Annotated in this window: 23 protein-coding genes and 1 pseudogene; 9 read left to right on the top strand and 15 right to left on the bottom strand. The window is 72.1% G+C overall.

The window, feature by feature from the left end; genetic code table 11:
• Positions 1–40: 40 nt before the first annotated feature.
• Both ACIF83_RS21795 and ACIF83_RS21790 read right to left on the bottom strand, forming a co-directional pair.
• The gene (locus ACIF83_RS21795) at positions 41–1924 is read right to left on the bottom strand and encodes an FUSC family protein (RefSeq protein WP_393466724.1); all 1884 of its coding nucleotides are present in this window, start codon (positions 1922–1924) and stop codon (positions 41–43) included.
• A gap of 193 nt (positions 1925–2117) precedes the next feature.
• On the bottom strand, positions 2118–2885 hold the full coding sequence (locus ACIF83_RS21790; protein WP_399729098.1) for a nucleotidyltransferase domain-containing protein: 768 nt from the start codon (positions 2883–2885) through the stop codon (positions 2118–2120).
• A gap of 132 nt (positions 2886–3017) precedes the next feature.
• Between ACIF83_RS21790 and ACIF83_RS21785 the strand changes: the two genes are divergently transcribed.
• The 3 genes and pseudogenes from ACIF83_RS21785 to ACIF83_RS21775 all read left to right on the top strand — a co-directional run bounded on the left by ACIF83_RS21785 (position 3018) and on the right by ACIF83_RS21775 (position 4324).
• Entirely contained in the window at positions 3018–3458 is a 441-nt protein-coding gene (locus ACIF83_RS21785; RefSeq protein WP_399729095.1) for a hypothetical protein, read from the top strand.
• Positions 3455–3787 (top strand): annotated as a pseudogene (locus ACIF83_RS21780) (RidA family protein); the annotation flags it as partial. The gene ACIF83_RS21785 and the pseudogene ACIF83_RS21780, both read left to right, overlap by 4 nt.
• A gap of 81 nt (positions 3788–3868) precedes the next feature.
• Positions 3869–4324, top strand: coding sequence for a GNAT family N-acetyltransferase (locus ACIF83_RS21775; protein ID WP_393467016.1), 456 nt, complete (start codon positions 3869–3871; stop codon positions 4322–4324).
• 69 nt (positions 4325–4393) lie between these two features.
• Here the strand turns inward: ACIF83_RS21775 and ACIF83_RS21770 are convergent, their stop codons facing one another.
• Together ACIF83_RS21770 and ACIF83_RS21765 are read right to left on the bottom strand one after the other, a co-directional pair.
• A complete protein-coding gene (locus ACIF83_RS21770; protein ID WP_393466716.1) occupies positions 4394–5119 on the bottom strand; it encodes an aspartate/glutamate racemase family protein in 726 nt (241 codons plus the stop codon).
• 5 nt (positions 5120–5124) lie between these two features.
• A complete protein-coding gene (locus tag ACIF83_RS21765; protein ID WP_399729092.1) occupies positions 5125–6585 on the bottom strand; it encodes an NCS1 family nucleobase:cation symporter-1 in 1461 nt (486 codons plus the stop codon).
• A gap of 186 nt (positions 6586–6771) precedes the next feature.
• Between ACIF83_RS21765 and ACIF83_RS21760 the strand changes: the two genes are divergently transcribed.
• The gene (locus tag ACIF83_RS21760) at positions 6772–7446 is read left to right on the top strand and encodes a GntR family transcriptional regulator (RefSeq protein ID WP_393466710.1); all 675 of its coding nucleotides are present in this window, start codon (positions 6772–6774) and stop codon (positions 7444–7446) included.
• A 7-nt stretch (positions 7447–7453) separates the two neighbouring features.
• Here the strand turns inward: ACIF83_RS21760 and ACIF83_RS21755 are convergent, their stop codons facing one another.
• Complete coding sequence (locus ACIF83_RS21755; protein WP_398138565.1) at positions 7454–8149, bottom strand: uracil-DNA glycosylase; 696 nt, start codon at positions 8147–8149, stop codon at positions 7454–7456.
• A gap of 297 nt (positions 8150–8446) precedes the next feature.
• Between ACIF83_RS21755 and ACIF83_RS21750 the strand changes: the two genes are divergently transcribed.
• On the top strand, positions 8447–9109 hold the full coding sequence (locus ACIF83_RS21750; RefSeq protein WP_393466703.1) for an RNA-binding S4 domain-containing protein: 663 nt from the start codon (positions 8447–8449) through the stop codon (positions 9107–9109).
• A 133-nt stretch (positions 9110–9242) separates the two neighbouring features.
• Here the strand turns inward: ACIF83_RS21750 and ACIF83_RS21745 are convergent, their stop codons facing one another.
• The 3 genes from ACIF83_RS21745 to ACIF83_RS21735 form a co-directional block, all read right to left on the bottom strand.
• Complete coding sequence (locus ACIF83_RS21745; RefSeq protein ID WP_399729087.1) at positions 9243–9695, bottom strand: DoxX family protein; 453 nt, start codon at positions 9693–9695, stop codon at positions 9243–9245.
• Positions 9696–9770: 75 nt separating this feature from the next.
• Complete coding sequence (locus tag ACIF83_RS21740; RefSeq protein ID WP_399729437.1) at positions 9771–10451, bottom strand: class I SAM-dependent methyltransferase; 681 nt, start codon at positions 10449–10451, stop codon at positions 9771–9773.
• Between the two features lie 74 nt (positions 10452–10525).
• Positions 10526–11452: an acyltransferase domain-containing protein gene (locus ACIF83_RS21735; protein WP_399729084.1), complete on the bottom strand. Its 927-nt coding sequence runs from the start codon at positions 11450–11452 to the stop codon at positions 10526–10528.
• 77 nt (positions 11453–11529) lie between these two features.
• Here ACIF83_RS21735 and ACIF83_RS21730 point away from each other — a divergent pair, with 77 nt between their 5' ends.
• Positions 11530–11850, top strand: a complete 321-nt coding sequence (locus ACIF83_RS21730; protein ID WP_393466694.1) for a DUF6343 family protein — start codon at positions 11530–11532, stop codon at positions 11848–11850.
• A gap of 198 nt (positions 11851–12048) precedes the next feature.
• Here the strand turns inward: ACIF83_RS21730 and ACIF83_RS21725 are convergent, their stop codons facing one another.
• The 3 genes from ACIF83_RS21725 to ACIF83_RS21715 all read right to left on the bottom strand — a co-directional run bounded on the left by ACIF83_RS21725 (position 12049) and on the right by ACIF83_RS21715 (position 14140).
• Complete coding sequence (locus ACIF83_RS21725; RefSeq protein ID WP_386574155.1) at positions 12049–12429, bottom strand: tetratricopeptide repeat protein; 381 nt, start codon at positions 12427–12429, stop codon at positions 12049–12051.
• 49 nt (positions 12430–12478) lie between these two features.
• Positions 12479–13126 (bottom strand): dephospho-CoA kinase, encoded by a 648-nt coding sequence (coaE, locus tag ACIF83_RS21720; protein WP_399729081.1) that lies wholly within the window; start codon positions 13124–13126, stop codon positions 12479–12481.
• A 75-nt stretch (positions 13127–13201) separates the two neighbouring features.
• Positions 13202–14140, bottom strand: coding sequence for a PAC2 family protein (locus tag ACIF83_RS21715; RefSeq protein WP_393466687.1), 939 nt, complete (start codon positions 14138–14140; stop codon positions 13202–13204).
• A gap of 203 nt (positions 14141–14343) precedes the next feature.
• Between ACIF83_RS21715 and ACIF83_RS21710 the strand changes: the two genes are divergently transcribed.
• Positions 14344–15303, top strand: a complete 960-nt coding sequence (locus tag ACIF83_RS21710; RefSeq protein ID WP_399729078.1) for a right-handed parallel beta-helix repeat-containing protein — start codon at positions 14344–14346, stop codon at positions 15301–15303.
• Positions 15304–15465: 162 nt separating this feature from the next.
• Here the strand turns inward: ACIF83_RS21710 and rpsA are convergent, their stop codons facing one another.
• Positions 15466–16959 (bottom strand): 30S ribosomal protein S1, encoded by a 1494-nt coding sequence (gene rpsA, locus ACIF83_RS21705; RefSeq protein ID WP_009322963.1) that lies wholly within the window; start codon positions 16957–16959, stop codon positions 15466–15468.
• Between the two features lie 366 nt (positions 16960–17325).
• On the opposite strand from rpsA, the gene ACIF83_RS21700 reads away from it, so the two are divergent.
• Positions 17326–18153, top strand: a complete 828-nt coding sequence (locus ACIF83_RS21700; protein ID WP_393467010.1) for a class I SAM-dependent methyltransferase — start codon at positions 17326–17328, stop codon at positions 18151–18153.
• Positions 18154–18223: 70 nt separating this feature from the next.
• Positions 18224–20749 carry an ATP-dependent helicase HrpB gene (hrpB, locus tag ACIF83_RS21695; protein WP_399729075.1) on the top strand — a complete coding sequence of 842 codons (2526 nt, stop codon included), beginning with the start codon at positions 18224–18226 and terminating at the stop codon, positions 20747–20749.
• Here the strand turns inward: hrpB and ACIF83_RS21690 are convergent.
• The 3 genes from ACIF83_RS21690 to ACIF83_RS21680 form a co-directional block, all read right to left on the bottom strand.
• Positions 20739–21731 (bottom strand): DUF3068 domain-containing protein, encoded by a 993-nt coding sequence (locus ACIF83_RS21690; protein WP_399729072.1) that lies wholly within the window; start codon positions 21729–21731, stop codon positions 20739–20741. The genes hrpB and ACIF83_RS21690 overlap by 11 nt on opposite strands.
• 27 nt (positions 21732–21758) lie before the next feature.
• Positions 21759–21893: an SPW_0924 family protein gene (locus ACIF83_RS21685; protein ID WP_316753571.1), complete on the bottom strand. Its 135-nt coding sequence runs from the start codon at positions 21891–21893 to the stop codon at positions 21759–21761.
• A 156-nt stretch (positions 21894–22049) separates the two neighbouring features.
• The gene (locus tag ACIF83_RS21680; RefSeq protein ID WP_399729069.1) at positions 22050–23741 is read right to left on the bottom strand and encodes a lytic murein transglycosylase; all 1692 of its coding nucleotides are present in this window, start codon (positions 23739–23741) and stop codon (positions 22050–22052) included.
• Positions 23742–23787: the final 46 nt, after the last annotated feature.

The following is a 23787-nucleotide window of genomic DNA, read 5'->3' as shown; positions in this document are numbered from 1 at the left end:
GGTCCCGTACCCCGGGGTGGGCCGAACCGCCCATCCGGCGCTATGCGGCGACGGGCGGCCGGACCCACTCCTGGCCGTGCTCCAACTCGTCCAGCAGTTCCTGCAGTTGACGGGTGTGTCGTGAGGTGAGGCGGCCGGTGTCGTCGAGGTGCACGGCGCAGGCCGTGGTGGTGTCGACGAGACGTTCCAGGACGGCGGCGACGGCGTCCGTGCCCTCGGTGTGCCGGGCGAGGGCGGGCAGTTCGGCGGCGGCGAGCGCGATCGCGGCCCGGGCCTCGGCGAGGGTGCGATAGGCCTCGCGGCGCAGCGCCCACCGTTCGGTGCGGTCGCCGGACTCGCTCAGGACGTGCACGAGATAGGCGTGCGCGGCGCTCGCGGCGGCGGCGAGCCGGGCCCGTACCCCGCCGCCCCGCTCCCCCGGCATCGGCAGATGCCCGACGATCAGCACGATCACGCAGGCCAGCAGGGTCTCGCCGATCCGGCTGACGGAGGCCTGCGGCTCACCGCCGACCATCACCAGGGCCAGGACGAGGACGGTGACGACGGTGGTGAGGGCGCCGAAGTTCCGGGTGGCGACGGGGACGAGTGCCCCGCACACCGCCACCAGCACGATCAGCCCCTCCGGGCGCGGCAGCAGCGCGGCGAGCCCGGCGAACACCAGGGCTCCGAGGACGGTCCCGGCGGCCCGGCTCAGCACGCGGGAGGCGAGCGGCCCGAGGTCGGGCTTGACGAGGAAGACGGCGGTGGCGGGCAGCCAGTACCAGTGCTGGTGCTGCCCGTACCAGCGGGTGTGGTGCAGAGCCTGGGCGACGGCGGCGCTGGCCCCGAAGCACAGAGCGACGCGCAGCCCGTACTCTCGCCCGCCGGTGCCGAGCGCGGCCCGGACGGCGGCCCCGGCGCCGCGTCGCCGGGCGAGCAGCCGGTGTGCGCCGCCCGCGGTCCGGTCGAAGGTCTCCGCGGCGCGCAGCAGGGCGTCGTCGAGGGCGCGCAGGGCGGGGGCGATGGAGGTCCCCCCGCGCGAGCGAAGCCGAGCGTGGGGGAGTCTGGGGGCGGGCAGCGGGCCGGTGCCGGTGTTGCCGCGGACGGCGGCGGCGAGCCGCCGGGGCCCTTCCGCCGCGCGCGCGGAGAGGGGCTCGCCCGCCCAGGCGAGCGCCGTGGCGGCCTCGGCCAGGGGGAGCGCGGCGGCGTACTGGGCGTGCAGCCTGCGCTCGGCCGCAGAGCCGGCGTACCGGCGCAGCCGGGGTCCGGCGAGGGCGTCCTGGGCGTGGTCGAGGGCGGCGGTGAGCGCGGCCCGGCGAGCGGTGGCGGTGTCGCCGCCCACGGCGTCGAGCAGCGCGGCGACGGCGTCGTACACGTCGGCGACCGCCTCCCGTTCGCCGTCGAACCGGAAGTCCCCGGCGAGCGAACCGGGCGTGGGCAGCGCCAGCCGCAGCAGGAGCAGCCAGCCGGCGCCGGCGAGGAAGGCGAGGGCCCGCTGCCAGCCGCTCTCGGCCGCCGGCATCCCCGCGCCGATGGCGGCGGCCACGAGCAGCTGGGTACCGGCGGCGGAGGCGACGGGCCCGACGGCACTCATGCCTCCGGCGGCCAGCCCGAGGAGAGTGAGGAAGAGGGTCAGCGGGACGGCGGACAGCAGCTGCCCGGTGTACGTCCCGACGAGCAGCCCGAGGGCCCCGGCCAGTGCGGGTACCCCGAGCCGCCGGACGGAGGCCCGCCTGCTGCCGGGCCGGTCGTTGATGCCCGCGAGCATCGCGGCGATGGCGGCGACAACCCCGTCGGAGACACGCCCCGCGACGACACCGGCGAGCAACAGCGGCCCGGCGGCGAGTGCACCCCGGGTCACCGCGCTCCAGGGGACGGGCCCGCGCTGAGTGCGGAACGCATGGGCGAGCCAAGGGGGCAGGGACAGTACGGCGGGGCGCGGCACGGGGCTCCTGTTCGTTCGAGGGCGGAGGTGGGCCTTCGGACGACGGCGGCCGGGCTGCTGGGTGTGCGTACAACGGTAGATCGCGTTCGCTGTGCAAACGGGACGATCACGTTTCGGGGAGGTGAAAGGTGGCGGGGTAGGGGGTTTCTTTATGAACGCAATGCGCCCGGGGGCCCGGCGCCACGGTTGCCCCTCACCTCTCGGGGCCGAGTCCGAGGATCACCTCGGCCTGTCCGATCGCACCCGTCAGCGCCTCCGGCTCCGCCCGCAACGCGCCCACCACCTCGTCCATCCGTCGCAGCCCGGCCCGCTCCAGCAGTCGCTTCTCGTTCGTCACCCACTCCCCGCGTGCCGCCAGCACCGCGTGGCCGGCCTGTACGGCGGCGGTGGCCAGCGCGCCGGCGACCTCGGTGAGGCGGGCGTGCGGGGCGTGGTGGGCCCCGGCGTAGGCCAGGGTCGCGCGGGCGGTGCCGGACCAGCGCTCCGCCGCGGTCCGGCGCAGTTTCTCCGGATAGACGGCCGGGCGCGGCAGGGCGCCGCGCAGTACCCGGTTGACGGCCAGTTCGGCCACGATCAAGTAGCTGGGGATCCCCGCCAGATGGAACAGCAGCGGCTCCACCCGGAACCGTCCCTCCTCCGCCTCCGCCAGCTCGTGCTCGACCATGTCCAGGTCCCGGTAGTGCACGTCGACCCGGCGTCCGTCGACCGTCAGCCAGGCCCCGCCGTTGAAGACACCGCCGCCCCAGCCGCCGATCTCGGACACCTCGCCCTCCCAGCCGAGGGCACGCAGGTCGGCGGGGTCGAAGGGTCCGCGGTAGTAGATGGCGAGGTCCCAGTCGCTGTCGGGGGTGTGCGTCCCCTGAGCTCGGGAGCCGCCGGGGGCCACGGCTCGGACGGTGGGGAGGGTGGCCAGGCGGTCGGCCGTGGTGGCGAGGAAGTCGGGATCCGGGAGCATGGGCATGGGCGGCGGCTCCAGCCGGTGTGAGGGTTCGGTGCGGGGAGCGTAGGGCGGGGGCCGGGCGCGCGGCGACCCGATTGTCAGTGGGGCGCGTTATCAAGGAAGTCGTCACTCATTGTCACGACGGGGGAGGTCATGGTGACGGCTGGGGAGAGCGGTGCGAAGGTACGGCGCGGTCATGTGTCGATCGCCGGGCTGCGGGCTCGCGGGTGGACGGCCGAACTGGTGCGCCGGTTGCTGGGCGAGCCCGATCTGCTGCGCGTCAATCCGTACTCGGCGTCGGCCCCGCGGACCCGGCTCTACCGCGTCGAACGGGTCGAAGCGGCGGAGCAGAGCGCCGAGTTCAGAGCCGTGGCGGCGGCCGCGGTACGGCGGTCCATCGCGGCGAGGGCCGCCGTAGGGCGCAGGCGGCGGGAGCTGTCGGCGAGGGTCGCGGTGGCGCGAAGGGAGGCGGGTGACGACGCGTCGGACCGTCCGTCCGGGGCCGTAGCCGAGCCGGAAATTCGGATGCGGAGGCCCGGGCGAGCGCCGGATGATCAGGAGGTTGTCCACCCGCCACCCCAGGGGCCGCCATGATTCGCCGAGTGACCGTACCGGGACTCTTCCCGCCACCCACCTATGCGCACGCCTCCGTCGTCGAGGCCGGGACGAAGCTCGCGTTTCTCGCGGGAGCCGTGCCGCTCGACGAGAAGGGGGAGGTGGTGGGAGCCGGGGATCCCGTGCGGCAGGCGGAGCAGGTGGTCGCCAATCTTCGGGAGCAACTGCAAGCTGTGGGCAGCGACTTGGAACATGTCGTCGCGACCGACGTGTACGTCGTGAGCAGCGAGCCTTCGGTACTGTCCGCGGTGTGGGACGTCGTCGAGGCCTCGGGGCTGAGCCGGGGGCCGCACTCGTCGACGCTGCTCGGTGTCGCCTGCCTCGGGTACACCGGGCAGCTGGTGGAGATCACGGCGACGGCCGTGGTGCCGGAGACGGGAGGAGGGCCGGTGACGGCCGAGATCGTCCTTCGCCGGGCGGTGGCGGCGGACGCCGGCGCCGTCGCCGACGTGTGGCTGCGGTCCTACACCGCCGCGTTGCCCACGGTCGTGCGGGCGCGCTCCGACGACGAAGTGCGCGACTACTTCCGGGAGGTCGTGGTGCCGTCGCGGGAGACCTGGGTCGCCGCGACGGGGGGCGGCGAGATCGTGGGCATGATGGTGCTCGCCGGGGACGAACTGTCCCAGCTGTACCTGGACCCCGACTGGCGCGGCCGGGGCATCGGCGACCGGTTCGTCGCGCTGGCCAAGGAGCGCAGTCCGGGCGGGCTCGGTCTGTGGACCTTCCAGGTCAACGAGCCCGCCCACCGGTTCTACGAGCGGCACGGATTCGTCGCCGTCGAGTACACGGACGGCCGCGGCAACGAGGAGCGGGAGCCGGACGTGCGGTACGTGTGGCGGCCCTGAAGGACGCCCATGTGAAGAACGTCCATGTGAAGAACGTCCATGTGAAGGGCGTCCAGTGAAGGGCGTCCCTCACCTTCTCGGGCGTGCTCCCCATGTCCTCCCCTTCGGCAGCGGCTTCGCATAGGTGCCCGTCCGGCTCGTCGTCAGCCCCAGCGACACCAGCGACTCCGCGAGCTTCACCGCCGCTCCGACCCCGTCGACCACCGGGAGCCCCAGCTTCTCCCCCACCGCCCGCTGCAGTCCCGTCATCCCGGCACAGCCCAGGACCAGGACCTCGGCGCCTGCCTCGCGGGCCCGTTCGGCCGCGGCGAGGAAGGCGGCCTCGGTGCGGGCCGGGTCGTCGGCGAGGTCCAGGACGCCGAGGCCCGTGCCGATCACGGCGGCGCAGTTGCGGGCCACGCCGGCGGTCTCCAGGCTGTCCTCGATCTGCCCGCGGGACCGGTCGAGGGTGGTGACGACGCCGTACCGCCGTCCGAGGAGGCAGGCGAGGTGGCCCGCGGCCTCGGTGATGTCCACGACGGGCACGTCCACCAGCTCCCGTACGCCCTCCCGGCCGTGCTCCCCGAACCCGGCCAGCACGACGGCGTCGTACGACGGGCCGTCGTAGGTGCGCAGTGCGTCGAGGACGGCCGCGGCCGAGAGGTAGCTGTCGAGCCAGCCCTCGGCCGACGCCGGGCCCCACGCGGGGGTCAGCCCGGCCACGGTGGTGCCCGGGCCTGCGGCGGCCCGGGCACCTCGGACGATCTCCTCGGTCATCTCCTGCGTGGTGTTGCAGTTGGTGACGACGATCCGCACGTCCGTCAGACCTCCGCCCCGGCCGTCCGGGCCCGCTCGCCGCGGCACAGCACCGCGTACAGCCCGGCGGCCAGCGCCGTGCCGATGAACCAGGAGTACGGCGCCACGTCGCTGAAGGCCTTGACCAGCGCCAGCACCGCGGCGACCGCGGCCGAGGGCAGGAACGCCCACAGGGCCTTGGGGTTGACGCCCTTGCGGTAGTGGTAACGGGATCCGGGTGCGGCGTCGAAGAGCTGGTTCACGTCGACCCGGCCGCGCTTGACCGCGTAGTAGTCGACCATGATCACGCCGAACAGCGGTCCCAGGAAGGCACCGAGGCCGCCGAGGAAGTAGTTGACCACGGTCGGGTTGGAGAAGAGGTTCCAGGGGGTGACGACCAGGGCGGCCACGGTGCTGATCAGGCCGCCGACCTTGAAGGTGATCTTCTGCGGCCAGACGTTGGCCAGGTCGTACGCCGGCGAGACGAAGTTGGCGACGATGTTGACGCCCATGGTGGCGATGGCGAACGTCAGCGCGGCCAGCACCAGCACCCAGGTGCTGCCGACCTTGGCGACCAGCTCCGCCGGGTCCGTGATGGCCTCGCCCCAGACCTCCAGCGAGCCCGCCGTGACGATGACGGAGACGACCACGAAGGCGGTGGAGTTGATGGGCAGGCCCCAGAAGTTGCCGCGCCGGACCGTCCTGTAGTCGGGTGCGAAGCGGGAGAAGTCGCAGAAGTTGAGCATCAGCGTGCCGTAGGTGGCGAGGATCAGGCCGATCGCTCCGAACCACTGCCGCCACTGCTCACCTGCGGAGACCGGGTGCGGGGTGGAGGTGAGCGAGATGCTCCAGTGCGCCTTGGCCAGGACCCAGACCGCCAGCGCGATCATCACCAGCCAGATCGCCGGACCGCAGAAGTCCTGGAACTTCCGGACCGATTCCATGCCCTGAGTGATGATCAGCGCCTGGATCAGCCAGAGGGAGACGAAGGAGATCCAGCCGAGGGCGTCCAGGCCGAGGAAGGAGCTGTGGGTGAGGGACTCCAGGCCCGGCCAGGCCGCCAGCAGCATCACGTTGACGGCGACGGAGGCCAGATAGGTCTGGATGCCGTACCACATGATGGCGATCACGGCCCGGATCAGGGCCGGGATGTTGGCGCCCCAGATGCCGAAGCTGATGCGGCTGACGACGGGGAAGGGGACGCCGTGGCGCTGGCCGATCCTCCCCATCCAGTTCATGCCGACGTAGATGAGCACGAAGCCGACGAGCAGCGAGGTGAAGACCTGCCAGACGTTCATGCCGAGGACCAGCAGGCCGGCGGCGAAGGTGTAGTTGCCGAGGTTGTGGACGTCGGACATCCACATGGCGAACAGGTCGAAGACCTTCCAGTTCCGCTGCGCGGCGGGGGCGAGGTCCTCGTTGGTGAGGCGGGGGTCGGGGACGAACGCTGGGGCGCCGGTGGCTTCGGCGCGGTCGGCGAGGGACACGGGGCCTCCATGGGCGAGGGGACGGAGGAGGACGGCTGTTTGTCCGGAGTACCGGGCTGCGGGGGGTGCCGAGCGGTTCGTTTGGTATACCAAACTGCCCTCATGGTCCCGCCGTCAAGCGTTCGGACCGATGTCATCGCTGTTACTTCTCCGTAAAAGCACCGCCGGGTCGGCGAAGATGGCCCCATGAGCCCCACCACGACGAAGACCGAACCCCTGGGCGCGGTGCGCGAACGGGTCCTCGCGACCCTGCGGCAGGACATCATCGCGGGGCGCCTCGGGCCCGGCGAACGGCTCGTCGAACGGGAGCTGGCCGAACGGTTCGGCGTCTCGCGGGTGCCGGTGCGGGAGGCGATCCGCGCCCTGGTCGCCGAGGGCTTCGTCCTGTTCGAGTCGGCACGCCGTACGGTCGTACGCCGGCTGACCCCGACCGATGTGAAGGAACTCTTCGAGCTGCGCGAGGCGTTGGAGGTGTACGCGGCGGGACTGGCCGCGGCACGGGTGACGCCCGAGACGCTGGCGGAGCTGCGGGGGCTGCTGGCCGAGGCGGCGACGGCGACGAAGGAGGGGGACGGCGAGGCGATCACGGACATCAACACCCGCTTCCACGACCGCATCCTGGCCATGGCCGGCAACAGCCTGCTCATCTCCGTCATGGAGCCGGTCGACGGCCGGCTGCGCTGGCTCACCCGGCAGAACGAGGAGTGGCCCCAACTCCTCGACGAACACCGCGAGTTGTACGAGGCCATCGCCTCCGGCGACCCGGACCGCGCTCGCGCCCACGCACTCGGCCACGTCCGCGCCAACTACCGCTCGACGGTACGGCATCTGTTCGGAACCGAGCCGGACGAAGCCGGCTGAGGCTTCATCACGGCAGTCCGGCCGCGTCGGCCGCCGTGCGCAGCACCTCGCGCAGCATCTCGGGGGTGAGCCGGCCGGTGAAGGTGTTGCGCTGGCTGACATGGAAGCAACCGAAGACGTCCAGGCCACCGAGGGCGACTCGGGTGCCGTGGGCGAAGACGGGGCGGGGCCGGGGCACGGGCCAGCCGGCCTCGGCGAACGCGGGCAGCGCCGCCTGCCAGCCGAAGGCACCGAGCACCACGGCGGCCCTGACCGTCGGGCGCAGCAGCTTCAGTTCCTGGACCAGCCAGGGGCGGCAGGTGTCGCGTTCCTCGGGGGTGGGCTTGTTGGCGGGCGGAGCGCAGTGCACGGGCGCGGTGACGCGCACGCCGTACAGCTCCAGGCCGTCGTCGGCGCGCACCGAGGTGGGCTGCGAGGCGAGCCCCACGTCGTACAGCGCCTGGTACAGCACGTCTCCCGAGCGGTCCCCGGTGAACATACGCCCCGTGCGGTTGCCCCCGTGCGCGGCGGGGGCCAGCCCGATGATCACGAGGCGGGCGTCGGCCGGCCCGAAACCGGGCACCGGCCGCCCCCAGTAGGTCCAGTCGGCGAACGCGGCCCGCTTGGTCCGAGCCACCTCCTCCCGCCACTCGACCAGCCGTGGACAGGCCCGGCACTCCGCGACGCGCCGGTCGAGCCGAGCAAGGGCACAGCTGTCGTCCATACGGCCACCGTATGCCTGGGCCTGGACAGCGCCTCCGGCTCGCCCGGCGCTGAGGCTGCGTAATCCGGACGGGACCGCCTGCAGGAGGGGTGGGCCGGCGGGTGGTGGGGAGCTTCCGGGCCGCCGGGCTTCGGGGGCGGGCGCCCTTCGGCGCTCTCTGGGCCCCGGCGCCCCGGAGAACGCCCCGGCTCGCCCCGCCCGCCCGGTTCAGGTGGCGCGCTTCGGTGTTCGCTCGGGGACAGCCGCTCCCCGGAAAACGCCTCCGGATCGCCCAGCCCGCCGGGTTAAGGTCAGGACATGGCTTCCGAGGATGCGGGCGAGAACGTGCAGCGTGACTCCGTCGGATCGGGCGACGCGGCCCCCGCCCCCGCCCAGGACGCCGAGGGTTCTGGAGCCGCCGGTGCCCCGCCGGTCGACCCGAAGATCGCCGCCGCGGTGGCTGCCGCCGAGGCCGCCGGGCCGGCGAGCGGCGAGACCGTGCGGATCGACAGCTGGATCTGGGCCGTCCGCCTGATCAAGACCCGCTCACTGGGCGCCACCGCCTGCCGTGGCGGGCGCATCCACGTCAACGGCGAGCGGGTGAAGCCCGCCCATTCCGTGCGCGTCGGCGACGAGGTGCGCCTGCGGAACGAGGGCCAGGAACGGATCGTGATCGTCAAGCGACTGATCCGCAAGCGCGTCGGCGCCCTGGTGGCCGCCCAGTGCTACATCGACAACTCGCCTCCTCCCCCGCCCCGCGAGGCCGTTGCCCCCGCCGGCCTCCGCGACCGCGGCGCCGGCCGCCCCACCAAGCGGGACCGCCGCGAGATGGAACGACTGCGCGGGCTGGGCGGCATGGGTGGACTCGGTGGGCCGAGCGGACCGAGCGGACCGAGCGGGACGGGTGACCCGCGCGGGTCAGGCGGGTCGGACAGGATGCAAGGGCCCGGCGGGCGGGGCGGACGGCCCCGAGGTCGGTGAGCCGCCGGCCGCGTATGCATCATCCCCATGTCCCAGCACACCGTCCCAGCACACCAGTGACTGTGTCCGCAAGCGGTGACGCCGGCCAGGCCCCCGCGCCCCGGCCGACGTCACCTGCGGTGTCCCGCACGGTTCACGCCCGTCGGCCCGCCCGCCCCAGCAGCCTCAGCAGTTCCGCGTTGCGCCCGCGCCGGGACCAGGCGATCAGGACGAGCGGCACGATCAGGATCAGCGGGGTCGCCGCGTACTGGCCGTCGAAGACGGTGAGCTGGACCACGAAGGCACCCACCATCAGCGCGCTCAGCGCGATCGCCGCCACCGACTGCAGCACCGGCACCAACAGCGCTACCGCACCGGCCAGTTCGAGCGCGCCGATGGTGTACATGCCCACACTGCCCCAGCCGATCTTGTCGAACGACTCGACGGCCGACGGGTGCGCGATCAGCTTGGGCAGGGCGCTCGCGATCCCGTAGAAGAGGGCGAGCAGCACCTGCACCGCGCGCAGGGCGATCCGGGCGAGGCGACCACGCGTGGTCACGGCAGCAGCGGACGGAGCGGAAGCGGCGGGGGCGGTGGTCTCGGACATGGGGGTCTCCTGGGTGAAGCGGTCCCGATTGCTGTCACCGAGGTAGACCGCCCACCGTCCAGAAACTCATCGCTCTTACGCGGCCGGTACCGCCCTCACCCACATCCCGTCGGGAGTCAGACAGGCGTCCACCTCCAGTCCCGCCTCCGCGAGCGCCTCCTCGAACTGCTCCTTCGTCAGGGGCCGGGCCAGGAACGTCTGGGTCCAGACCGCGTCCGGGAACACGTACTCGGCGCGCACCGAGTTCACCCCGTCGCCGACCGGCTCCGACGACGCGATCCGCACGGTGAAGCCGCTCGGGTCGTCCCGCTCCCTCGGCACGTTCGTGTGGTAGTCCGCGCCCTCCCGCTGGATGAGCACACAGCCGCCCTCCGCCACATGCCGGGCGCAGGCGCGCAGCATGCCCCGCCGCACCTCGACGTCACCGTTGTGCACGAGGAACGACGCGAGCATCACCACGTCGAACCTCTCGTCCAGGTCCAGCTTCTCGATCGGGGCGCATATCGTGCGCGCCCCGCGGACGTGGGCGAGCATCTCGGCGGACTCGTCCACCGCCGTGAGCGTGAAGCCGCGCTCCAGCAGGGGGTGGGTCATCCGGCCCACTCCGCTGCCCAGCTCCAGGATGTGGGCCCCTGCGGGCACCGCTGCGGCGATGACGTCCGGCTCGTCGCCCACCGGCAGCCGCGTGTACAGCTCGACCGCGCAGCCGTCCGGAGTGATCGCACCGGGGCCGGTTCCGTCGTATCCCTCACGCATTTCGACTGTCATGCCCGAACAACGGGCAGCCTCCGCACACCCGTTCCCGCCCAGTCCCGATTCACTCGTTCGAGTCATTCACCGCGCAGCGGGAACTCCTGGAGCGGAAACCAACCGTGCCCGATGTACCAGTGCCCTCCGGCCCGCAGATGGTCGCCGACGGCCCGCTCCACGGACGTGCGCCGCGGCAACTGGGCGACCGGCAGGTCCGGGTCCCCGAAGACGAACTGGACGGGCTCGGTGTCGGCCGGTTCCGTGTCCTCGCGGGCGATGCGGAAGCGTTCCTGGAAGCGGACGACGTTGGACTGCGCGGGCAGGTACCGCTTCAGCTGGGGGTCGAGCAGCCAGGAATGGCACAGCACGGCGTCGGCCTGCTCCTCGGGGAAGTACAGGGCGAAGAACTCCCGGGCCTGCGCCAGGGAACGGTCGCAGGCGGACGGCGTCAGCGGGCCGCGGAAGTCGGGTATGTGCAGGTTCAGGCAGGGTGTGCCGGGGGCCGCGTCCAGACCGGCCGCCGCGATCACCTGCGCGGTGCGCTGCCCGAGTCCCGCCCGCTCGAACTGCAGCCGCCCCAGCTGGTACAGCTCCCCACGGAAGTGATGGGCGAGCCAGCCCGGCGACTGCACCCCGGCCCTGCCGTGCCGTCTGCGGTGCACCGCCAGGTGACGGCCCAGGTCGGCCAGGGTGCGCCGGGAGATCTCGGCCGGGATGCCGCGTTCCCGGTGGTAGGCGAGGGTGTACGGGAGCGCGGCGACGAAGACGTACACGGCGAAGGTGCCGTGCAGCGCGGGCGGAGCGGATGCGAGCAGCTCGGCCAGGTCGGGCGTGCGGCCCGTCTCACCGAGGTCCCGGAGCAGCTCCTCGACGCCCTCCTCGAGGAGGCGCCGCGTCCCCGGGTCGCCCGTCACCGTGCGCCGCAGCGCGACCAGTTCGTTGATCTCCTCGTGCGGCACGGCCAGGTCGAGGAGCACTTCGGGCAGGTCGTCGGCGTCCGGCAGCACGGCGCATCCCCCTTCGGCGAACGTCGTTGATGAACGCCCCCGACGAAGAGTACGTTGCTAGGAGGAGTGGTGAGCCGATGCGTACGGGCAGTGAGCCGGCGACCGCGCGCAGTGCGCTGCGAGCGCGCTTCTGGCTGAGCGTGTGGGGGCTGGTCTGGGCGATCTTCGGCACCGCGGTGTTCGCGCTCGTCGGGCTCCCCGGCTGGGCGGCCGCCTGCGGGGTGCTGTGGCTGGTGGCCACCATCGACATGGCCATGATCCTCAGGCACATCCGGCAGGGCCCGCACTACCAGCCGGGCCGGGACGTACCGCCGTACCGGCCGGTGGACAGCGGCCCGCCCCACCCACGGCCGAGCAGCCGGCCCTACACGCCCCCACCCCGGCCCCGGCACCCTTGACGGCGGCCTGCGCACGCCTCGGTGCGGGTCCTCGGCGCACCCCGGCACGGACCCACCCGTCAACCCGGACTGCTCAGCGCGCCCCGGCGCGGACCTGCCAGCACGGACTCCTCAGCCCGCCCCAGCGCGGACCTGCCAGCACGGAATCCCCGGCGTGGACCCGCCGGCACGGAATCCCCGGCGTGGACCCGCCGGCAGTCAGGACTCGAAGCCGGCCGCCTTGACGTACTCCGGGTTGGGGTCGAGCGCCGCGGCCAGCCGGAAGTGGCGCTTGGCCTGGTCGGCGCGGCCCTGGCGCTCGTAGGTGCGGGCGAGCGCGAAGTGCGCGAACGCGTTGTCCGGCTCACGCTCCAGCACGATGGTGAACTCGAGTTCGGCGGGCCGCAGTTGTGCGGCCGCGAAGAAGGCACGCGCGCGCAGCAGCCGGGCCGCGGTGTTCTCGGGATGTGCGGCGATGACTCCGTCCAGCAGCTTCACCGCACCCCGCGGATCCCGCGCGTTGAGCAGCTGCTCGGCGGCGCGGAAGTCTATGACATGCGTCTCCGGAGTACGTCCGGTCGAACCGCTGGTCTCGGGCACGGCAAAGTCCTTCCCTCACTGCGGGGGTTCAACGCCCCGACGCGAAAGGCTATTCCGCGCCACCGTCGCGCAACCACCCGTCCCCGGATGCCGCCCGCGGCTCGCGTGCCCGGCGCACGAGGTCTTCCCAGACCTCCGTCACGCGCTTGCGCAGCGCGTCCAGGGGCATGTCGTTGTCGATCACGATGTCCGCGATCTCCCGGCGCTGCTCACGGGTGGCCTGCGCGGCCATGCGCGCGCGTGCGTCGTCCTCGGTCATCCCGCGCAGTCGGACCAGCCGGTCGAGCTGGGTCTCGGGGCTCGCGTCGACGACGACGACCAGGTCGTACAGCGGCGCCAGGCCGTTCTCGGTGAGGAGCGGCACGTCGTGGATCACGACGGCGTCCTCGGCCGCAGCGCTCTCCAGTTCGAGGGAGCGGGCGCCCACCAGGGGATGCACGATCGAGTTGAGAACGGCCAGCTTCTCGGGATCGGCGAAGACGATGGCGCCGAGTCCGGGCCGGTCCAGACTGCCGTCCGCGGCGAGGATCTCCTCGCCGAAGGCCTCCACCACGGCCGCGAGCCCGGGCGTGCCGGGCGCCACGACCTCGCGCGCGATGCGGTCGGCATCGATCAGCACGGCCCCGTGCTCCACGAGCAGCCGCGACACCTCGCTCTTGCCGGCACCGATGCCGCCGGTCAGGCCCACTTTCAGCATGAGCGGAAGCTTAGGCCCTGCCGCTGACAGGGCGACCCCCGGCGTCGGCCCAGCGGCCGAGCCGGCCGGCCGTGTCTAGTTCTCGCCCTCGCGCTCCGCGAGGAAACGCTCGAACTCCCGCCCGATCTCGTCGGCGGACGGAATCTCGACCGGTTCGGCGAGCATGTTGCCTCGGGTCTCGGCGCCCGCGGACGCGTCGTACTGGTGCTCCAGGCCCTGGACGAGCGAGGTCAGCTCCTCGTCGCCCTCCTGGATCTGCCGGTCGATCTCGGTCTGCGTGCGGTGCGCCTCCGTGCGCAGGGAGTGCGCGATGCCCGGCAGCACCAGCCCGGTGGCGGCGGTGACGGCCTCCAGGACGGTCAGCGCGGCGTCCGGGTACGGCGAGCGGGCGATGTAGTGCGGGACGTGCGCGGCGACACCGAGGACGTCGTGTCCGGCCTCCATGAGGCGGTACTCCAGCAGCGACTCGGCGCTGCCGGGCACCTGGGCCTCGTCGAAGGGGCTGCGGTGGCCCGGGATCAGGTCGGTGCGGTTGCCGTGCGGGGTGAGGCCCACGGGGCGGGTGTGCGGGACTCCCATGGGGATGCCGTGGAAGTTCACGGACAGGCGGACCCCGAGCCGCTCCACGATCTGCCGCACGGCGGCCGCGAACCGCTCCCACTCCACGTCCGGTTCGGGTCCGGACAGCAGCAGGAAGGGGGCGCCGGTGGCGTCCTGGACGAGGTGGACCTCGATGGCGGGCTCTTCGTAGTCGGTCCAGCTGTCCCGCTTGAAGGTCAGCAGCGGGCGGCGGGCGCGGTAGTCCACGAGCCGGTCGTGGTCGAAGCGGGCCACGACCTGGTGGGGCAGTGAGTCGAGGAGCCGGTCGACGATCTGGTCGCCGGTCTCACCCGCGTCGATGTATCCGTCGAAGTGGTAGAGCATGACAAGTCCGGCCGACTCCTGGGCGAGCGCCATGTCGACGACGGCCAGGCCCTTCGGCTCCCATGCGTACAAACCCTGCGGATCAAGCACTGTGACCGCTCCTCCTCGTGTTCCTCTTCGGCAACGTCCCCTGGGGCGTGGGCATTCCCGCGTCGGGCCGCTGATCAGCCGCCTTGCTCCGCGCACCTTGACGCCCCGTCAACTGGTCCGTACCTTCACGAAGACCGGAGTTCACATTCACGTACAACGTTCATGTATGAGATCCCATGTCCGCACGACAGGAAGGCACCCCCATGCGCACGCGTACGCTGCTCACCTCCCTGCTCGCCACGACCACCGCCGCCGGCGGCCTGCTCCTCTCCGCGAGCCCGGCCCCGGCCGCCTCGACCGTCGAGGTCGGTACCGCGGCCCAGCTCAAGACCGCGCTCGGCAGCGCGAAGCCGGGCGACACGATCCATCTCGCGGACGGCACGTACACCGGCAACTTCAAGGCGACCACGCCGGCCGGCGCCACGGCCCGCATCACCCTCACCGGCTCCCCCAAGGCCGTACTCACCGCGAGCGGCGGCTACGGCCTGCACCTGAACGGCGCGTCCTACTGGACGGTCAGCGGGCTGACCGTGACCGGCGGCCAGAAGGGCATCATGATCGACTCGGCCAAGGGTGTCGTGGTGGACGGCGTCACCGTGCACGGGCTCGACATGGAGGGCGTGCACTTCCGCAACTCCAGCACGGACGGCGTGCTCAGGAACTCGAGGATCTACGACACCGGGAACGACGGCCGGGGCATGGGCGAGGGCGTCTACGTGGGGACCGCGAACACGCTCTCCGACAGGAGCGACCGCATCCAGATCCTGAACAACACGATCGGCCCCGACGTCGGCGGCGAGAACGTCGACATCAAGGAGGGCACGACGGGCGCACAGATCGTCGGCAACACGTTCGACGGCAGCGGGCTGACGGGCGCCAACTACGACGACTCCTGGGTCGATGTGAAGGGCGACAGCGTCCTCGTGCAGGACAACACCGGCCGGAACACCAGCAACGACGGCTACCAGACCCACACCCAGCAGTCCGGCTGGGGCTGCGGCACGGTCTTCAAGAACAACAAGTCGACTTTGACCGGCGCCACCGGCTCGACCCGGCTGGCGATCAACGTGACGAACTACGGCACCGCCTGCAGGACGACGGTGTACAGCAGCAACACGGTGACGGGCGGCAATGGCCTGACCAACATCCCGGTCACTTCCTGACACGGGCGGCGCGAACACCCCAAGGGGCGCGGGGAACTGCGCGACCAGCCACGGACGGCCGGCGGCAGAACGACGACCGGCAGGCTCCCGAACAAGCCCGAGGGGCCGCACCTCGAAAGGTACGGCCCCTCAGAACTATCGGCTAAGCCCAGCGGCTAGCGCTCAGCTCTGGCCACCGGCCAGCTTCTCGCGAAGCGCGGCCAGCGCCTCGTCCGAGGCCAGGGCACCGGAGGTGTCCGCACCCTCGGAGGAGTACGAACCGCCACCCGACGCGGCCGGAGCGGCAGCCTCGCCACCCTCGGCGGCAGCGGCAGCGTCGGCCTCGCGGGACTTGATGACCTGCTGCTGGTGCTGCTCGAAGCGGGACTGCGCCTCGGCGTACTGGCGCTCCCACTCCTCGCGCTGCTTCTCGTAGCCCTCGAGCCAGTCGTTGGTCTCGGGGTCGAAGCCCTCGGGGTAGATGTAGTTGCCCTGGTCGTCGTAGGACGCGGCCATGCCGTACAGGGTCGGGTCGAACTCGACCGAGGCCGGGTCGGCGCCGAAGGACTCGTTGGCCTGCTTCAGCGAGAGGCTGATGCGACGACGCTCGAGGTCGATGTCGATGACCTTGACGAAGATCTCGTCGTTGACCTGGACGACCTGCTCCGGGATCTCCACGTGGCGCTCGGCCAGCTCGGAGATGTGGACCAGACCCTCGATGCCCTCGTCCACGCGGACGAACGCACCGAACGGAACCAGCTTGGTGACCTTACCCGGGACGACCTGACCGATCTGGTGGGTCCGGGCGAACTGCTGCCACGGGTCTTCCTGGGTCGCCTTCAGCGACAGGGAGACGCGCTCGCGGTCCATGTCGACGTCGAGGACCTCGACGGTGACCTCCTGGCCGACCTCGACAACCTCGGACGGGTGGTCGATGTGCTTCCAGGAAAGCTCGGAGACGTGGACCAGGCCGTCGACGCCACCCAGGTCCACGAAGGCACCGAAGTTGACGATCGAGGAGACGACACCGGAGCGGACCTGACCCTTCTGGAGGGTCGTGAGGAACGTCTGGCGGACCTCGGACTGGGTCTGCTCGAGCCAGGCGCGGCGGGACAGGACCACGTTGTTGCGGTTCTTGTCCAGCTCGATGATCTTGGCCTCGAGCTCCTTGCCGACGTACGGCTGGAGGTCGCGAACGCGGCGCATCTCGACCAGGGAGGCCGGGAGGAAGCCACGGAGGCCGATGTCGAGGATGAGACCACCCTTGACGACCTCGATGACGGTACCGGTGACGATGCCGTCCTCTTCCTTGATCTTCTCGATGGTGCCCCAGGCACGCTCGTACTGGGCGCGCTTCTTCGAGAGGATCAGGCGGCCTTCCTTGTCCTCCTTCTGGAGGACCAGGGCCTCGATCTCGTCACCGACGGCGACGACCTCGTTGGGGTCGACGTCGTGCTTGATCGAGAGCTCTCGGCTCGGGATGACACCTTCGGTCTTGTAACCGATGTCGAGCAGGACCTCGTCCCGGTCGACCTTCACGATGACGCCGTCGACGATGTCGCCGTCGTTGAAGTACTTGATCGTCTCGTCGATCGCGGCGAGGAAGGCTTCCTCGTTACCGATGTCGTTGACCGCAACCTGCGGGGTGGTGGCGGTGGTCTCGGTGCTGCTCGTCATGTGGGAAAGGGCTCCGGTTACGGACAGAAAGTCGTAGGTACTGCTACGCCGGGAGCCCGTATCGCTCTGAAGAAGCCGGACAGCCAAGGAAGCGCCCCACCAGAAACTGGTGATGGCGCCTCGACAACCGAGGGGACATACAACAGATGCGAGCGCAGCCTGCTACGTCTGAGGTGCGCAGGCCCGCAGCGCAACTTGTAGCATACGGGGGCAGCCGGACATGGTCAATGCGCGAAGGCGCACACCCGGGGCGGTTCGCCGCATACCCGGCACAAGAAACGTCCCAGGAGGCCACGCAGGGCCGTGGGACCCCTTCCGTGACACTCGCCCGGTCGGGTTGCACGGAAGAGTACGACGAGGGAGCCGATCATCCAAGAGTCCGAAGCACTCGACCCTGAAGGGTTCGAGCCGGAAGCCACCCGACGTGACGCCGGGGTCGCGGAGAGCACCCGGGCCAACCGTGGCTGGTGGGACCGCAACGCCGACGAGTACCAGGTCGAGCACGGCACGTTCCTCGGCGACGACCGCTTCGTCTGGGGCCCGGAGGGCCTGGACGAGGTGGAGGCCGAGCTGCTCGGCGCCCCGGAGGACCTGAAGGGCAAGCAGGTCCTGGAGATAGGCGCGGGCGCGGCGCAGTGCGCGCGCTGGCTGGCCGCCCAGGGGGCCCACCCGGTGGCCCTGGACCTCTCGCACCGCCAGCTCCAGCACGCCCTGCGCATCGGCGGATCGTTTCCCCTGATCTGCGCCGACGCCGGCGCGCTGCCCTTCGCGGACGGCTCCTTCGACCTGGCGTGCTCCGCGTACGGGGCGCTGCCGTTCGTGGCCGACCCCCGGTTGGTGCTGCGCGAGGTGCGGCGGGTGCTGCGGCCGGGCGGCCGGTTCGTCTTCTCGGTGACGCACCCGATCCGCTGGGCCTTCCCGGACGAGCCCGGCCCCGAGGGCCTGTCGGTGTCCGCGTCCTACTTCGACCGCACGCCCTACGTGGAGCAGGACGAGGAGGGCCGCGCGGTGTACGTCGAGCACCACAGGACGCTCGGCGACCGGGTCCGGGACATCGCGGCCTCGGGCTTCCGGCTCGTGGACCTGGTGGAGCCGGAGTGGCCGGCCTGGAACACCGCGGAGTGGGGCGGCTGGTCTCCCCTGCGTGGGAACCTGATCCCGGGTACGGCGATCTTCGTCTGCGAACGGGACTGAGCGGCCTCGCCCACCCACGCCCCGCACGCACGCGTGCGGGGCGTTTTCGGTGCCGTACGACACTAGGGGCGTGATCCGTTACGACGCCCTGGACGCGCTGCCCGTCCGTGCCGCCCTGCCCGCCCTGAGCGACGCCCTGGAGGCGCACGGCACCGCCGTGCTCGTGGCGCCGCCCGGCACCGGCAAGACGACGCTGGTGCCGCTCGTGCTGGCGGGGCTGGTCGGCGGCGGTCCGGCGCGGCGGGTCGTGGTGGCCGAGCCGCGGCGGATCGCGGCCCGGGCGGCGGCCCGGCGGATGGCGTGGCTGCTGGGCGAGAAGCCCGGCGAGAGCGTCGGCTTCACGGTGCGCGGCGAGCGGGTCGTGGGGCGCCGCGCGCGCGTGGAGGTCGTGACGACCGGTGTGCTGTTGCAGCGGCTGCAACGGGATCCGGAGCTGGCCGGTGTCGACGTGGTGGTGCTCGACGAGTGCCATGAACGGCATCTGGACGCCGACACGGTGGCCGCTTTCCTGTGGGACGTACGGCAGACGCTGCGGCCGGAGCTGCGGCTGGTGGCCGCGTCGGCGACCACGGACGCCACGGGCTGGGCGCGGCTGCTCGGCGATGCGCCGGTGGTGGAGGCCGAGGGGGTCTCGCATCCCGTGGACGTCGTCTGGGCACCGCCCGCGCGTGCGGTACGGCCGCCGCACGGCATGTGGGTCGATCCGGCGCTGCTGGGGCATGTGGCGTCGGTGGTGCGGCGGGCCCTGGCCGAGCGGGAGGGGGACGTGCTGTGTTTCCTGCCCGGCGTGGGCGAGATCGCGCGTGTGGCCGGGCAGCTGGGCCGTCCGGGTGAGGTCGAGGTGCTGCAGGTGCACGGGCGGGCGCCGGCGGTCGTGCAGGACGCGGTGCTGGCGCCCGGGGAGCGGCGCCGGGTGGTGCTGACCACGTCCGTCGCGGAGTCGTCGCTGACGGTGCCCGGGGTGCGGGTGGTGGTCGACTCGGGGCTGGCGCGGGAGCCGCGGGTGGACCACGCGCGCGGGTTGAGCGGGCTGGCGACGGTAAGGGCGTCGCGGGCGGCCGGGCGGCAGCGGGCGGGGCGGGCCGGACGTGAAGCGCCCGGTGTGGTGTACCGGTGCTGGACGGAGGCCGAGGACGTCCGCCTGCCGGCCTTTCCGGCGCCGGAGATCAAGGTGGCCGACCTGACCGCGTTCGCCCTTCAGGCGGCCTGCTGGGGCGATCCGGACGCCTCCGGACTGGCGTTGCTGGACCCGCCGCCGGGTGGGGCCATGGCAGCGGCGCGGGACGTTCTGACGGCCGTGGGAGCGGTGGACTCCGTCGGTCGGGCCACTGAGGTCGGTGTCCGGCTGGGCCGGTTGGGGGTGCACCCTCGGCTGGGGCGGGCCTTGCTGGACACCTCCGGTGGGGGTGCCCCGGTTGTCGCTCTGCTCTCCGAAGAGGTGCCTCGGGATTACGGGGATGATCTTGCGGGTGCGTTGCGGCGTGCTCGGCATGGGGGTGACGCCTATGGGGGGCGGTGGACCGGTGAAGTACGGCGGCTGCGAGCCGTGTCGGAGGAGTTCTCCCACCCGGTCACCCATGACCGTCGGTTGCGAGTGGCGTCCCAGGCCGGACCCGGCACCGGTGACGACAGGATCGCCGGGCTCGTCGCCGCTCTCGCCTTCCCCGAGCGGGTTGCCAAGCTCGACGGTGGCTCGTATCTCATGGCGTCCGGGACCCGGGCCGAGCTGTCCGAGGGGTCGGCGCTGCGCGGCGCACCCTGGATCGTCGTCGCCGTTGCCGATCGGCCCGGTGGAAAGGGGCACGCGCGCGTTCGGCTCGGAGCCGGCGTGCAGGAGGACGTGGCGCGGGCGGCGGCCGGGGCGCTACTGGAGGAGCGGGACGAGGTGCACTGGGCCGACGGGGATGTCGTGGCCCGGCGTGTCGAACGGCTCGGGGCCGTCGAGTTGGCCGTACGGCCCCTGAAGGACGTCGATCCCGGGCTCGTGCGCGGCGCCCTCCTGGAAGGGCTCCGGCAGGAGGGTTTCGGGCTGTTGCGGTGGTCCCCGGATGCGGAGGTGCTGCGGCAGCGGCTGACGTTTCTGCGTGCGCACGCCGGGGAGCCGTGGCCGGACGTGTCGGACGAAGCGCTGCACGCGCGCGTGGACGAGTGGTTGGAGCCGGAGCTGGGCCGGGCCCGGAGGCGGGCCGATCTCGGACGGATCGACGCCGGGCAGGCGCTGGCGCGGCTGCTGCCCTGGGCGAGCGGGGAGGCCGCCCGGCTGGACGAGCTGGTGCCCGAGCGGATCGCCGTACCCAGTGGGTCCAGAATCCGGATCGACTACGGGGACCCGGAGCGGCCCGTCCTCGCGGTGAAACTGCAGGAGATGTTCGGACTGCAGGAGACCCCGACGGTGGCCGGGGTGCCGGTGCTCGTCCATCTCCTGTCCCCCGCCGGACGGCCCGCCGCCGTCACCGCCGACCTCGCCTCCTTCTGGAAGGACGGCTACAAGGGCGTGCGCGCGGAGCTGCGGGGGCGCTATCCGAAGCATCCGTGGCCCGAGGACCCGGCGACCGCCGAGCCCACCCGGCACACCAACGCGCGGCTCAGGCGCTGACCGGTTCGGGCTCCGTCGCCCGTGCGGGTGCCGGGTCCTCGGGGCGGCGGCCACGCGCCTCCAGGTAGAGCGAGAGCGCGAGGAGCAGCAGGCCGAGGCTCAGGAAGCCCCAGGGCAGGTAGGAGGTCATCAGCAGGACCAGGGTGCGGTTGTGCTCGACCAGGGCGACGGTGTGCTCGATGTAGTCCTCGCGCATCTTCACGTCCCCGGCGAACGCGGTCACCTTGGCGCGGCCGCCGAGGAGGGTGCCTCCGCGCAGCTCCTCCTTGTGGAGCTCCTCGCCGTAGACGGGCGCTCCGGTGACGGGTTCGACCCAGAACTTCCGGACCGTGCTGTACCAGCGGGTGGTGCCGGTCTTGGCCACCGACTCGGGAGTGATGCCCTCCACCGGCATGGTCTTGGGCATGGCGACCTTGGTCCAGGGGATGGTCTGTTCGAAGTAGTAGACCTTCAGGCCGCGGAAGGTCCGGGTGCCCTTGTAGTGGATGGGGCTGGTGGTACGGGTCTGCGCGTCGAAGTACTCGTAGTCGCGCTTCTGGGTCAGGAAGGGCCACTTGAACTCGATGCCGTCCCGCTTGACCGGGTCGCCGTCGACGGACTCGCCGGTGGCGTGGACGGGGTCCTGGCTGTGGGCGTCGAAGATGTAGCGCTCCGGGATGCGGGAGATCATCTTGCCGTCGGGGCCCTGGAGGTAGGACAGCCCGTCCCAGACGACGACGGGCCGTCCCGCGGTCTTCTCGATCCGCTCGGCGGCCTCCACGTTGCCCTTGAGGGTCTGCACGATGGTCACCTTGGAGACCTTCTTCGCGCTCATGGTGCCGTAGTCGAGGAGGGTCGCGTCCTTGGCCTCCAGGACCATGTCCTGATACTGGTTCGCGGGGATCCTGGCCAGGCGCGGGAAGGCGTACCAGCGCAGCAGCGGGGACAGCGCCGCGAAGAACACGGCGCAGGCGAGCAGGACCAGGCTTGCCTTGCGGCGCATTCCGGCCTCCCTCCCGGACGGGCGCTGCTACGGGTGCGCGGGCACCGTCGTCAGCAGCGGTTTGGGGGACGTCCGGCCCGTCGGCGCGCCCATGGCGGTGATCGCGAGGACCAGGGCGAGCGCGAGGGCGAGACCGGTCGCGGCGGCGATCAGGGCGCGCATGCGGGGCCTCCCGGCGGACGTTTCCTGATGGGTCGTCAGGTGCGGCACCGTAGCAACGCGCGCGCGAGATGAGAACACGTCGCGCACACAGACAAGGGCGCCCCCTCCGCCGTGGCGGAAGAGGCGCCGTGTTGCCCTGGGTCGAAGTCCGTGCCGTCAGGAGGTCGCGGAGGGGCTCGGCGAGGGGCTGGCCGAGGCGTCGGCCGCGGCGACGTCCAGTTCGACGGTGAGGGTCGCGCCACCGGTGGTGGTGATGCGGAGCAGGAAGGTGCCGGTGACGTCGTCCGCGTACAGCTTCGGCAGCGTGAGCAGGCCCTTGTCGTCCGTCTGGAGGCCTGTGAGGGTGCGTACGACCTTGCCGTCGGCGTCCTTGAAGTAGGGGCCCTTGTCGTTCTCGGTGGCGTCGTCGGCGGACTTGATCAGGGTGGCGGTGGCCGCGACCTTGTCGGCGACGGTGCCCTTGTACGTCGCCTTCACCTGGACCTGGTCGGCGAACTCGCCGCCCGGGGTGCAGGTCAGCGGGGTGTCGCTGGTGCGGGCGAGGGTGTCGGCGGCGCGTGCGGTGACGGTGGCCGTGTAGTCGACGCCCTTGGCCTTGTGGCCGACGACAGCGGTGGTGATCTTGAAGTTGCCGGTCTTCTCGCCCGCCTCGAGCACCGGTGCCGGCGCCACGCCCTTGGCGTCGGTGGCGATCGTGGCCACGGTCTCGCCGCCGGCGAAGGTGGCGTCGGTGTCGCCGGTGATGGTGAACCGGATCCGGACCTTGCCGACGGCCGCCCCGGCCTTCGTCTCCGCGCGGGTGCTGATCCGCTGGGTGAACGCGTCGCCGGCCATCGCGGTGAGCTTCGCCGTGCCGGTGCTCGCGTCCTCCAGGTGGTCCACGGTGTCGGAGGGGGTGGGCGGCTTCGGCGGCGCCGGCGGCTTCGGGTCGTGGTGCCCCTTGCCGCCGCCGGGCTTGCCCGGCTTGGTCTTCGGCGGGTCGGAGGGCTTCGTGGTGTGCTTCGAGCCGTCGTCGCTGCGATGGGACGGCACGCCGCCGGTGCCGTCGGGCACGGAGTGGCTGCCCTTGCGGTAGTACTCCAGCCAGTTCAGGACCAGGTTCAGGTAGTCCTGCGAGTTGTTGTAGCTGAGGATCGCGCTGTGCAGACCGGCGTCGCCGGACAGATCCCAGTCGTTGCGGCACAGGTAGTGACCCGCGGCGAGCGCGGCGTCGTAGACGTTGTTCGGGTCCGCCTTGCCGTCGCCGTTGCCGTCGCGGCCGGCCCAGGCCCAGGTGGACGGGATGAACTGCATCGGGCCGACGGCCTGGTCGTAGGTGCTGTTGCCGTCGTACTCGCCGTGGTCGGTGTCCTTGATGAGCGCGAAGCCGTTGCCGTCGAGCTGCGGGCCGAGGATCGGGCTCAGCGTGGTGCCGTCGGCGTCGACGCGGCCGCCGCGGGCGTGGCCCGACTCGACCTTGCCGATGGCGGCCAGGAGTTGCCAGGGCAGGTTGCAGCCCGGCTTGGAGGTGCGCAGCTCGGCCTCGGCCTTCTTGTAGGCGTCGAGGACCGTCGCGGGGATACCGGCCTCGGCCGGGCCCCGGGAGACGGGCGTGCCGATGGTGGGCGACGGGCTGGGGTTGGGGCTGTTGAGCGGCGGCAGGTCCGTGTAGTACGGCGAGTTGCCGGTGGCGTTGCCGTCGGCGGCCAGGTCCGGTACCGGGGCGCTGGCGCCGGCCGCGGCCTGTCTGCCGTGGTCCTCACCGGGGGCTCCCGGAGCCTGGGACGCGGACAGAGCCGCGACCGCTGCCGCGGCCACGGCGGTGGTCGCCGCTCCCTTGCGCAGCCGCCTGCCGATGTGCGCCGCCATAGAGTGAACCCCTCCCGTGAACGCCCGCGCGTCCGTCTCCGTCTGT

The sequence above is a fragment of the Streptomyces sp. NPDC085866 genome (genome assembly GCF_044541035.1).
Lineage (GTDB): Bacteria > Actinomycetota > Actinomycetes > Streptomycetales > Streptomycetaceae > Streptomyces.
The sequence above is the reverse complement of the archived record's forward strand: the minus strand, read 5'-3'. Positions and strand labels throughout refer to the sequence as shown.